We start from the raw sequence: 13055 nt of genomic DNA, 5'->3' as shown, positions 1-13055 counted from the left end.
GGTAGATGTTATAGATAGTATGCTTAAAAAATCTATACAATCTTCCACTCTTCACGTCAAATCCGACAAAGGCCATGTCAATACAACAAGTCTGGTCAAGTTGAAATCCTTCACTACACTTCACAATCATGCCAAATCTTCGTTTAGGAGATGTAACTATATTGCACCAAAGTGGTTAAAATGATGAAGTTTCAAACAAACTGTTAAGTAGAACAGTTCAGCGTTGATGGATTGGCTACGTGGAGTGTGTTTTGTGTTTATATAATTACAATATAAATCGAGGGGTTATACAAAATGATAAATATAAACTTAAAGAAGTTGGAAGAAATACGACAGGCGTTAAATGCAAAGTTTTATGAGCGTGAGAAAGAAGTGGATGGCATTTTGGTCGCTCTTCTTTCCAGGCAACATATGCTAATGATTGGACCTGCAGGAACAGCAAAATCAGCTCTATCAGTAGAACTCGCTAAAATTGTGGAAGGAACAACGTATTTCCAGTGGCTGTTGACAAGGTTCAGCACACCGGAAGAAGTATTTGGCCCTTTATCGTTAAAAGATTTGGAAGAAGGAATCTACAAGCGCAATACGGCAACTAAAATGCCAGAAGCTCATGTCGTATTCTTAGATGAAATTTTTAAAGCCAATTCAGCAATTTTAAACAGTTTGCTGACCCTGATTAATGAAAGACTCTTCTATAATAGTGGGTCACCTATCCAAGTGCCATTAATGTCCGTCATTGGGGCTTCCAATGAATATCCCGAGGAAGGAGAGGGGCTTGAAGCATTATTTGATCGTTTTCTCTTGCGCTTTGAAATTAATTTTATTGCAGATGAATCTAATTTTGTCTCCATGATGAAAAATGAGGGTCAACCCGTAGAAATGCCATCTATGCATTTAGAAGAACTTGTGCACCTGCAAGAATTGACGGATCGTGTGACTATTCCCGATGAAGTATACGATACCTTGTCAACGATAAGAAGAGAATTGCAGGATGAAGGGATTCAGCCATCTGACCGACGTTTCAAGCAATCACTCGGTGTTTTGCAGGCGAAAGCACTGATCAATCAAAGGGAAACGGTGCAGATCGATGATATTGCGATACTTGAAAATGCACTATGGGATACGGTAGATCAAAAAGAAGTCGTATCAAATATTGTCCGTCGTCATGCACAAGATCATGTGGCACAAACTCTCTCTTCTATTGAAAGTGAAGCCGAGGAAATCTATGACTCCGCTGTGCGTGATCAATCGACAGAAGCAGGTATGGAAGCCATACAGAAAATCAAATCGTTGGCGGAAGATTTGAATAAAATGAAAGAAAACCATGCTAGCCGAATAACGGAAATTGAGGCGTTGCTAGATAAGGTTAATTCCATGAAAAATGAAGTCGAAAGCAGTAGATTAGATACTGCATATTTCAGCATGACAGATAAAAAGAAAAATGATAATGATAAATCATATGGAGTCTTTTTCAGAATGTGAGAGGGGTGTTTTTCATGAGGAGAAGTAAAATAATCAGAGATCACCGTTCTGTATTAAACACAGATGCATTTGATAAAAGACGCTTTAAAGAAATTTTTGAGATGACGGACGGGTTACAGAAGGTGAGAGAAGAAGGCGAATTGCCAACGATGGAATCATTACTAGGCGATATTTGGGCTTCATTATATAAAATGAAACCAAGACTCCTTAAAGAAAGTACAGATAGGACATTAAAACCAAATCGAACGATCATGAAACGAATCATGGTTGATGATCATTTTGAAGAATATCGAAGATTTACGCGATTAAATGATGTAGCGTCAGCTGTTTGTGCAGTGAAGTTTGGCGAAATGATTAATAATTGGCTAGAAGAACAAAAAGAGCTAGATGAAGAATTGCAAAAACAAATAGAAACAGTCCAAACTTTACGGGATCAACTGCCGACAGAGCAGACAGAAGAAGCAGAGAATGGTGTAGTCCAGAAGCTTGAAGAAGCAATGATTGATTTGGATGAGAAATTACAGCTAACGCTTGAAACGAACAGCGAGCGTTTTTCGCAAATGATGGATGAAGCAATCGAAGAAACGATACAAGTAAAAGAAAGTTTACTATCACTGATGGGTGGATTGAGTGCGGGAAAAGGCGATGCGGATCTAAAAAGAATTCCATTGCGTGATCAGTTAACAGTTGCCGAAAAAGTTGCACTGGATCCGAAGATGCAGGAAATTGCTGAATGGGCAGGTAGATTCAAACAAGTTGCGCGTGAGAAGCAAAACTCGAACTATACAGAGTCGATAGAAAGGCGCGGCGTAACACTAGGGAACGAAATGGAGAGGCTACTGCCGATGGAATTGAGCTTATATACTCACCACGTTATGAAAAATGATTTTTTACGGCGCTTTGCAGAAGGTGAGACGATGCAATATGAACAGAAAAAGCGTGAGCAGTTGGGTAAGGGTCCGATTATATTTTGCTTGGATCAGTCAGGTAGCATGAAGTTGCTTGATAACCAATCAAAAGGATTTATACTAGCACTCCTGTCAATCGCGAAAAAGCAACGTAGAGATTTGTGCGTATTATTATTTTCTACTAGCATACAATGTTATACATATGAAAAAGGAAAAATTACAGGAACAGAGCTAATTCGTTTAGCCCGAACCTATCTAGGAGGGGGTACAGACTTCACCTTGCCATTGGAGGGAGCGATGAAAGTAATTAGTCAAAGCTCTTTCAAACAAGCGGATGTAATTTTTGTTACGGATGGTGAAGACGAGATAAGTGATTCCTTCCTAAACGAATTTAATGAAAAAAAGAAAGAAAAGGAATTCCGTGTTTTATCGCTAGTGATCGGTACTAACACAAATACAGTAGAACCATTTTCGGACAGAATCCTGCATGTGACAGATTTTAACGAGGAAGGAAGTTTTACTGCTTTTGAAATCTAATTCATATCTGATATGAAAAGCACTCATTTTGACGATGAGTGCTTTTGTTGTTTGAATTTCTTACCTTGATTTGAGGTGTTTAGAGTTAAAAGAACATATTTACTCCTAAACACTCATAAAATCTATAGGGTATTGATCTGCCGTTACTGGAAAGCAAGGCGGATTATATAGTGAATCATGTTTACATCTAGAGTAAATAATTGTATAATTGGAAAAACATTCTTTTTAGGGGGATTATTTTGGTTACTATTAAAAAAGTTAGTGCAATTGTAGCTTCTTCTGTATTATCTATGGGTATGTTTTCATCGATTACCGATGCTTCAACCATAATGAATGGACAACCAGAAAAGGTGCGAATTCAATTGGCGTCGACAGAAACAGTTTTTACGAAAGATGAATTAATCAAGAAATTTCGGCAACTTTTCCCGAATCAGTTTGACTTTCTAAATGCTAGTGATTTTCATATGAGCAGCGCGCACATTTTCCAAGATGATGAAACGGTACGATATGACCTAAGTTTTACTAAACTCATTAATGGGAAGCGGATGCATGGGTATATAGGATTTGTTGGCGAAGAACTGGACGTTGAGCATTTTTCTTACCAACCTGCTAATATAGCAGATGCTTTGTTTCCAGCAAAGGTTTCAAAAGAAGACGCTGGTAAAATAGCAGAAGAATTTATGAAGAAGTTTCTCGGTGGTAAATACTATCAATTGGAATCAGACACATCTAATTATTTTCCGAGGCAGATATTAACAGAACCTATTCGATACTCATTTTCTTACGCACGTACTAAAAATCAAGTCCCTATCGCTGATCAACGGATAGAAGTGTCTGTATTAGGAAATGGGGAGATAGGCAGTTTTTACAAGTCTCAACCGAATCAGAAATCCTCTACTTTTGCAGACGTCAGTAAAATCAAAAGTAACGAAGAAATGTTAAAGAAAATGAAGGATCATCTTTCTGTAGACTTAAACTATCAAATTAATTATGATTATGAAACAGGTGATCGTACGGTTCAACTTGTTTACCAACCGACAAATAGGTTACAAGGAATAAATGCGCTCTCAGGAGAATGGATGACTGCAAACGGATACGTCGGACAGTTCCCGAAAGAAAGAAAAATTGAAAAGTTATCTGCGAAGCCACTTCCTCCACGACAGGAAGGGATGACAATTGAAGGCGCAAAGAAGATTGCTGAACAACTTCTGGCTGTTACGTCAGATAAAGTGAAATTAGTGATTGAATCTATACAAGAGATAAAGAATCATAATGGTCAAGAAGTTTTCAGTATCCAATACATGTATCATTATGCAAATGGTGGATCTGGTTCAAGCTTAGAAATCAATAAACATACAGGAGAGGTCATTCAGTATCATAATTTTGAAGAACAAACGCTGAAGGAAATAGGGCAGGAATCAACAAATGAAAGCACTCTATCTCAACAAGAGGCACTTGAAAAAGCGGTAGCGTACGCAAAAAAATGGGCTCCTTCCTATTTGCATAACTATGCAATGCCAGTAGGAGACCCTTACTTTGATGAAAGAATGGGGACCTATCAATTTTCATTCCCTAGACTTGTCAATGGAATTGTCGTAATAGGTGATGAGATTAGTGTAGGAATCGCTGCAGATGGGTCATTAAACAGTTTGAATGTTAATTATCAAGATACGGAAAATTGGCCATCAAAGGACGAAGCGATTTCCGATGAGAAAGCAAAAACGTTGATGAAAGAGGCACTTAGCCTGAAGCTTATGTATATGAAGCCAGCGCAAAAAGAAAAAGAGCAGCAGTACGATCTAGTTTATGCGCCTGTATTTAATGGAGATTCATTTAGTTATCTAGATGCCAGCACAGGAGAATGGAACAATATGTTTAGCGGGAAGAACTCTGTTAAAATTTCACATCCGTGGGCAGAAGAAGAGTTGAATTATCTGCTGAATGCGAAAGTGTTGGACGTCAAAGATGTGAAAAAATTTAATGCGGATGTTGCCATTTCAAAAGGAGAAGCATTGAAAGTGTTAATGAATTCGCTCACCTATTTCTATCAAGGTAGTTATTTCCCTGGACAAGAGCACACGAATCAAACATTTGACAATATAGGCGTTAAGCACCCGTACTATCAAGTGGTTGAACGTGCAGCAGAAGCGGGGATCATTAAACCTGAAAAGAACTTTGATGTAGATTCTCCCATCTCGAAAGAAGAATTGGCAGTTTGGTATATTCGCGTTCTTGGTCTTGAGCAAGCAGCTAAAGATAGCAGTATTTTTAAGTTGAATTTCACGGATACAGATCAAATTCAATCTGCTACTATAGGCTCTGTTGCGATCGCAAACTCGCTCGGATTATTAACAGCTGAGAAAAATCAGTTTAATCCAAGACAGGAAGTGACATACGCTGAACTAGCAGCTTCTACAATTCGTTTGGCTCATACAATGGCAGAGAGTAGACGGGATATCCAGTAAAAACAATGATCTCATGAATATAGTTGAATGCTGTATTAATCCTAGAAAACACGCTTTTAAAAAGGCGTGTTTTTTTGTATAAAGAAATCCTATTAACAATGGAAAAGATTATGTTAGATATGTTTCTATATTTTTTCAATTAAATTGAACACATCATAAGAACTTCTTTTTGGGGTACTCTAATCAGAATGAAAATGCAGGTTGAGGTGAATCTTATGCTGATTGAAAAGTCCTCTGATTGGAAAGAAGGCTTTATAGAACGGTTAGAAAATCGTCAATCATGGGATAGTTGGACGTTATATAAGATGAGTTATGACATCGCGAAACAAAACTTAATTACCGATTTTTCAGGCCTACAGTCGCTAAAATATGTCCCTACTGTCACGCCGCTTGCACATCAATTAGAAGTGGCGGAACGAGTGATTGAAGAAATGAATGGGAAAGCGATTCTAGCTGATGAGGTAGGACTTGGAAAAACCATCGAAGCAGGATTAATCTTAAAAGAATATATGATACGAGGTCTTGTGAAAAAAGCACTCATCCTAGCTCCTGCTTCTCTCGTCAATCAATGGGTGGAAGAATTGCATCAAAAATTTCATATACCAGCGATGTTGTATAAAAAGAATTACGAACTGGACTATGTGGATGTAGTCGTCATGAGCTTGGATACCGCGAAACGAAGTCCTCATAAAGAAAAAATTTATGCGCAAGATTATGATTTGATCATCGTGGATGAGGCACATAAATTAAAGAATCATAAAACGATCAGCTATACGTTTGTACAGAATTTAAAGAAGAAGTTTTGTTTACTGTTAACCGCAACACCTATTCAGAACGATGTGTTCGAACTGTTTTACCTCGTAACATTACTAAAACAAGGACATTTAGGAAACTACGATTCGTTTACGTCTGTGTTTTCTGGTAGTAAACGAGATGTGGATCAGGATAATTATTTAAAGGAATTGGTCAACCAAGTAATGGTTCGAAATAGAAGACAAGATACGGGAGTCAAATGGACTAATCGCCAAGTTCAAGTCGTACCTGTTGAATTTACGGCGGAGGAAAGAGACGTCTACCAACTACTTTCAGAGCTAAAACATGTTTCACCCGTTTTTTCAGATGCTTTTTCTACGATGACGTTGCAAAGAGAAATGTGCAGTAGTCAGGAAGCCACGCTAGGTACGTTAAAGAAATTGTATGCCGAATGTAGTACGTCTGAAGAGTTGGCATATGTAAATGATGTCATTCAACGGTTAGACATGCTAGACATTCATTCGAAGGCAGAAAAAGCAGTTGAAATTATACTGAATGCGAATGATAAGGTTATCCTCTTTACTGAATATCGAGGCACTCAAAACTATTTACATGAATATTTTCATTCAAAAGGTATTTCCAGTGTGATATTTAACGGCAAGTTAAGCAAAAATAGTCGAGAGTGGATAAAGCATCTGTTTAAGCAGAATGCGCAAGTGCTAATTGCAACCGAATCAGGTGCCGAAGGGATTAACCTTCAGTTTTGCCATCATGTCATCAATTATGATTTACCTTGGAATCCGATGAAATTAGAGCAACGGATCGGACGTGTGCATCGATTAGGTCAAGAACATGATGTCCACATATATAATTTAGCCATTCAGCAGACAATCGAGGATCATATATTGGATGTACTTCAAGGGAAAATAGGGATTTTTGAAAAAGTCGTTGGGGAGTTAGATGATATTTTGGCGACAAATTACTAGCCCCTGTGAAGGAGGATGTGCATGTATCCGCAACAAATTCATGAGTATCTACGTCAATTTTTCAATGAAAATAAATGCCCAATAATCAACGAAAATGAGCATTATTTGAATATCCAATTAACGATTGATATGGACAAAAAAATTATGAATCGTCCATTTTATTGGAAGTATATAGAAAGTGTCAATGAAACGCCTAATCCTGCACAAATTACACTGATAACGGATATTCAGCAGCTAAAAGAAGGGGTGAAAGGAGAAGTAGTGCATTTCGGCTCGCCACGACTCCATCAACTGTTTCGAGTAACTAAGGAAATGGGTTCGTTTGTGAAGATGTACGAGCAAGTTCATAGTGCACCGGATGGACAAATGATTTTGACACCTTGGTTGGGAGTTAATTATAAAATCTCTTATTGCAGTCATCAAACGAAAGAAACTCTTTATTCACTAGGTATCAACTTGATGACGGGAGCCGTTTTTCAAGAGTTTCAAGAGAGGTTAACCAAGTTGGACTTAGTGAAGGATTCACCTGAACAGGTATTTAACTTACCGTATATTATTACACCCGTTCGCGCGTTGGATCGTTTAGATGCCGTAGTGGATCAAATGGTTAGAGAAGAGGATCAGACGTGGGCGGAAGAAGCAAAAAAGCGATGGCAAAAAGATCAAGCAGTGTTAGATTATTTTTATGAAGGACAAGATGAGAAGCCAGAGTGTTATGAGATTGAGAAGAATGCGATGGAGGAACGGTTTAAGCCCCGGATTACGATCGAAGTTTTGAATGGTGGATTGTTTTATTTAATAGGGGACCATGCAAGGTCACAGATGCATAAATGACAAAGGGGCTGTCCGAAAAGTCGTTTTCACCTGTCTTTTCGGACGGCTCTTATTTTTGTATGGATAGGAAAGTTTCTGTTCATCCTAGGCTTTTTTCAAGAAGGTGAAATATGCGATGAACGACTCGTTTGGCTGGTTGTGTGGTAAGGTCGGAAATCTCACGCAACCGCTCATAGAAACCACATATGCGATCATAACCCCCAGCCGAACGCTCATAGAAACCACATACGCGATCATAAGATCCGGTCAACCGCTCATAGAAACCGCATACGTGATCATAACCCCCGCTCAACCGCTCATAGAAACCGATCGGTGCGATGCAACTTTGGCGCGTTGCCTAACTTTTTTACGTAAATAAAATAACTGCCACTGAAAGATATTTCACTTTCAGGACAGCTCCTTTGTGTGTTTACTCATGATCGTTTTGTGCAACCGGGCGTTTACCTTTTAAAGTAGGTATGAATATTATCTAAGTAAAATAAATGATCAGGTAAGGTTGGTGATTTTTTCAACTTTAATTGCAAATTATTTAATATACTAATATATTTATCGCGCTGATTTTCTGTCATTCTGAGTTTTACACCATAATAGCGCAGTTGCTGTTTTTCAAAAGAATGTACAATGGATCCATGCAGAGAATGTATTTCGCCAAAGATTTTCACTTCGAAATTTAAAACAAAATTAGCTTCTACTGGTAGATGTATATTTGAAATAAAGCGTAACCCACCTGGTCCTATATTATCGATTAAAATGCTCGTCTTACTCACTTCAATCTTTTTGCCATTCAATTCAGATACCGTCATATTTGCTTCAAGTGGATACACAAGTGGAATTCGAAAATATTTTCTCTGTTCTTTCCCGTCAAGAAGAGTAGGGATAGGATCTCCCCACTGTTTCTTAAGTAGTTTCTCCATTACTTCTAAGGAAACAGGTCTACTGAATAGAGGGCCTTGTAAGTAATCGCACTCTTCACTTAGTAAAAAGTTCTTTTGTTCAATAGTTTCTACCCCAGCAGCCACTACTTGGATAGAAAGATTCTTTGCCATATGCATGATAGATGAAATAATGCTTTCTGAATTTGAGTCTGTCAATAAATCTTTTATAAAAGATTTTTCAATTTTAATAGTGTCTGGTTTTATAAGTTGCAAGTTTTTCAATGAATTATAACCTGTACCAAAATCATCTAACGATATATGGAAACCCATTTCCTGCAAGCTGCGTATTTTTTTCAAAGTATTAATATCATTAAATTTACACTGTTCCGTAATTTCAAGATGAATCCATTGCGGATCTATCTGTGTTTCGGCTAAAACTTTCTGCACTATAGGAATAAAATTGGGATTATCCAACTGCTTTGGAGAGAAATTAATAGCAGCTCTGACGTAGTAATCGTTATTATGCCATTGAGAGAGATTTGTAAATACGGTTTGAAGAGCCCACTCACCAATCGAATCAATTAGATCATACTCCGCTGCCACATGTATAAATTCTTTTGGTGTAATCGTTCCGTATACTGGATGCTCCCATCGCAGCACAGCCTCCACGTACTCAATTAGACCTGTCTTTGCATGAAAAATAGGTTTATAAAGCATTTTAAATTGTTGTCTATGGAGCGAGAACTTTAAATCATTTCGCAATGAAAATAATCTTTTTACTACTTCCAAATCAGTTTGTGAAGTGACACGATAATTAGTACCTCCCTTTGTGTCAGCTAAGTAAGAAACAGATTTTGAATTAATGAGTAACTCGTTTGTTGTTGTACAAGTATGAGGGAAAATACTAACACCCACTTTGGAAGTGAGCGATATATTATATTGTTGAAATTGTGTAGGTGCTTTCAAATGATCTAGTAAGTCTTCTACAAATTTAATGATTAATGAGGAATCTTGCATGCTTTTAGTTAAAATATAAAAACTTGTTTCATCTGATTTACATAGCATCTCTACTTTTCTATTGAAGGCAGTAGTTACATTTAGTGAAAACTCTTCAATAAACTGATCGGTAAGTGAAGAACCCATGACGTTGTTTAAATATTCAAAGCCATCTAACTTTAAATAAATCACACCAAAACTTTGATTATAGATCGTAGCTAACTTAACTTCTAAATCTACTTTCTCTTCAAATGCTCTTCGATTAGGTAAGCCTGTAAACTGATCATGTGTAGATAAATAGGTGATTTTTGATTGCTGTTTTTTAAATTCTGTAATATCGCGGCAAGAATAAAGAATAGCTCCTATGTCAGTCTCGTTTAATAGATTTGTAAACGTAGCTTCAAATGTATGCCATTCATCGGCATTATCTTTAATTTTCAATTCTGTTGAAATTGAAGAATAAGGTCTATCCTTCACCTCATTTATTAATTCCCAAAAAGTTTGTTCATCTTCTTTGTGAATATAACTTGTAAAGTATTCTCCTTTGACGTGGTAAGGATCATATCCTAGAAGGTTTTGACTAGTGAAACTTTCATGTAATATTCTTCCACTGGTATCGAGTAGACCTGTAAATTCATGAGAACTTGTTAGGAATTTCTGAATATTATGGTTAGAAAGTAATGTAGGTTCGTGTTTAAGATGAACATTTGTTACCAGGCAATGAACCCCTTTAATAACTCCATTTTCCGAGAAGTCAGGAAAAAAAGAGAGATCCACTTGCAATTGATCATGATTTAAAGTTATATGTTCGGAAATCTTTATGCCACCATTAAGAACGGTATTAAGCATTTCACTGAATCTGTTTACTTCATCAGGAAGTATAATATTTTTAAAAGATTGGCCAACGAGGAATTCAAAACTAGGGCTTAGTTGCAAGTCTCCATGTATCGATGTAATGATTCCTTCTATGTCCAGTTCAATGACTAGAGTCTTAGTTGTATCGAGTGTGATCTTATCTAATATATTCTGTCCCAGTAGTTGTACATCCGAATCTTTTCTCCTCCTAAATAATGAAACCATGACCTTTCACCTCTTTAATTTTAATTTATTTAAAATCTAATGTACTATTTATATCGTAATTATATAGTACATTGGACTACATTGAATAGCAATATATATATTTTAAATAGTAAGAATATTTTTAGGTTATAAGATAAATTATTTAATAAGAAAAATTACAATTCATTAATATAAATTTTAATCTATTAGCCCCCCCTTTTTCACTTCTTTGTTAGCTTTAACACTAGACTAGTACAATGTATCGGTAGTTTAATTTTATGAACAACTTGAGTGAGAAATTGTACATTGTCTTTTTCTGTACAAGTACCTAATTATGTTTTATCCTTTAGTGGTTGTGCTAGATAGAGCAGATAAAATAGTGAGGTGAATCTCTTGTTTACCATCATGTTAATCGAAGATGATCAAACCTTATTCAGGGAAATAAAAGATCGCTTAACACAATGGTCCTATCATGTTTCCGGGATAACTGACTTTGCAAATGTTCTTCAGGAATTTTCTGAGATCAAACCTGATTTAGTTATCATTGACATACAGTTACCGAAATTTGATGGATTTCATTGGTGTCGAATGATTCGTTCCCATTCAAATGTGCCCATCATTTTTTTATCTTCACGAGATCACCCAACGGATATGGTAATGTCTATGCAGCTGGGTGCGGATGATTTTGTTCAAAAGCCTTTTCATTTTGATGTACTTATTGCTAAAATCCAAGCGACATTGCGCAGAGTCTATAATTATAATACCGAACAATCTCAGGATTTAAAGACATGGTGCAGTGCAACCATTGATTTTGTCAAAGGCATCATTTCAAATGATAAGGGATCAATAGAACTCACAAAGAATGAACTATTTATTGTAAAGTTATTGGTTGAACGGAAAAATGAAATCGTATCTCGAGAGGAATTAATAACCAGTCTATGGGATGATGAACGATTCGTTAGCGATAACACGTTAACCGTCAATATTAATCGATTACGAAAAAAGCTTGCAGAAATCAACTTAGGTGAAGCAATTGAAACAAAAGTTGGGCAGGGTTATGTGGCAAAGGAAGAGTGAACCATGTGATTAGATTATTTTTAATGGAAAGGGCAAGTTGGATTCTTTTCTTTCTTTTTTCTCAGCTCTTAGTTCTACTAATGGGCTACTTGGATGTGAGCATTCCATTTCAATCCGTCGTTTATATTGTTTTTTTATCCTGTTTGCTATTCCTCATTTTTCTCATCATGCGCTACTATAAGGAAACGAGATTTTATCGAGAATTAAAACATCACAACCAGTCATTTGATGTAACGACTGTACCTGATCCTGCTAGTCCATTTGAAAAAATTGCATCTGAAATGATAACGAAGCAAAATGAAACATATAAGGGTCAATTGGATAATTTACAAATAAATGTGGAGCAAGAAAAAGACGACATCCTCAATTGGATACACGAGGTGAAAACACCATTAACCACGATGCAATTAATGATTGAACGAATTACGGAACCACCACTTCGATCACAGTTACTATATGAGTGGCTCCGAATACATTTACTACTTGATCAGCAATTACATCAAAAGCGCATCGCCTTTATCCAAAACGATTTATATATAGAAAAGACCGATGTGCAACAGTTGATGTTCCAGGAAATCAAATCGTTGAAACAATGGTGTGTGCAAAAGGGGATTGGCTTTGATGTATCCTTAGAAGTGAAAGAAGTCCTTACAGATACGAAATGGTGTGGCTTTATGATTCGGCAGCTTTTAACGAATGCGGTAAAATATAGTGAAGCATCTGATATCCATATCCACAGCTTTGTTGATAGGGATGTAACTACAATAACATTGCGAGATTTTGGGCGTGGCATAGATGCTAAAGACATTCCACGAATATTTGATAAAGGTTTCACCGGTACGTTACATCATCAAGACCACGCGGCAACTGGGATGGGCCTATACTTGGCAAAGCAAGTAGCGGATGCATTACATATTACGATTGATGTAAAATCAACAGTAGGAAAGGGAACCGTGTTTACGTTGTCTTTCCCTAAGAAAAATGAAATGATACGTCTTGCAAGCATGTGACGAGAATGTCACATGCTTTTTATAATTGTCATCTGAAAGACGGGAGAAAGCTAGGTGGATTGATTAAGATAGA

The 13055-nt window shown here is 36.9% G+C and carries 8 protein-coding genes; 7 read left to right on the top strand and 1 reads right to left on the bottom strand.

What is annotated here, in order from left to right:
* The first annotated feature begins 294 nt into the window (after positions 1-294).
* The 5 genes from GD002_RS06290 (at position 295) to GD002_RS06270 (ending at position 7965) form a co-directional block, all read left to right on the top strand.
* Positions 295-1482 (top strand): AAA family ATPase, encoded by a 1188-nt coding sequence (locus tag GD002_RS06290; protein WP_153731497.1) that lies wholly within the window; start codon positions 295-297, stop codon positions 1480-1482.
* A gap of 14 nt (positions 1483-1496) precedes the next feature.
* Entirely contained in the window at positions 1497-2927 is a 1431-nt protein-coding gene (locus GD002_RS06285) for a VWA domain-containing protein (RefSeq protein WP_228548311.1), read from the top strand.
* A gap of 239 nt (positions 2928-3166) precedes the next feature.
* Positions 3167-5392 carry a YcdB/YcdC domain-containing protein gene (locus GD002_RS06280; protein ID WP_153731496.1) on the top strand — a complete coding sequence of 742 codons (2226 nt, stop codon included), beginning with the start codon at positions 3167-3169 and terminating at the stop codon, positions 5390-5392.
* A gap of 215 nt (positions 5393-5607) precedes the next feature.
* Positions 5608-7131 (top strand): DEAD/DEAH box helicase, encoded by a 1524-nt coding sequence (locus GD002_RS06275; RefSeq protein ID WP_194841492.1) that lies wholly within the window; start codon positions 5608-5610, stop codon positions 7129-7131.
* Between the two features lie 21 nt (positions 7132-7152).
* Positions 7153-7965 (top strand): YqhG family protein, encoded by an 813-nt coding sequence (locus GD002_RS06270; RefSeq protein WP_153731495.1) that lies wholly within the window; start codon positions 7153-7155, stop codon positions 7963-7965.
* Between the two features lie 440 nt (positions 7966-8405).
* On the opposite strand, the gene GD002_RS06265 is transcribed toward GD002_RS06270, so the two are convergent.
* A complete protein-coding gene (locus GD002_RS06265; RefSeq protein ID WP_153731494.1) occupies positions 8406-10916 on the bottom strand; it encodes an EAL domain-containing protein in 2511 nt (836 codons plus the stop codon).
* Positions 10917-11288: 372 nt separating this feature from the next.
* On the opposite strand from GD002_RS06265, the gene GD002_RS06260 reads away from it, so the two are divergent.
* Together GD002_RS06260 and GD002_RS06255 are read left to right on the top strand one after the other, a co-directional pair.
* Positions 11289-11972, top strand: coding sequence for a response regulator transcription factor (locus tag GD002_RS06260; protein WP_153731493.1), 684 nt, complete (start codon positions 11289-11291; stop codon positions 11970-11972).
* A 5-nt stretch (positions 11973-11977) separates the two neighbouring features.
* The gene (locus tag GD002_RS06255) at positions 11978-12982 is read left to right on the top strand and encodes a sensor histidine kinase (protein WP_153731492.1); all 1005 of its coding nucleotides are present in this window, start codon (positions 11978-11980) and stop codon (positions 12980-12982) included.
* Positions 12983-13055: the final 73 nt, after the last annotated feature.

This window comes from Sporosarcina obsidiansis (genome assembly GCF_009651005.1).
Lineage (GTDB): Bacteria > Bacillota > Bacilli > Bacillales_A > Planococcaceae > Sporosarcina > Sporosarcina obsidiansis.
Note: the sequence above shows the minus strand (reverse complement) of the source record. Positions and strands in the feature narration are given on the sequence as shown.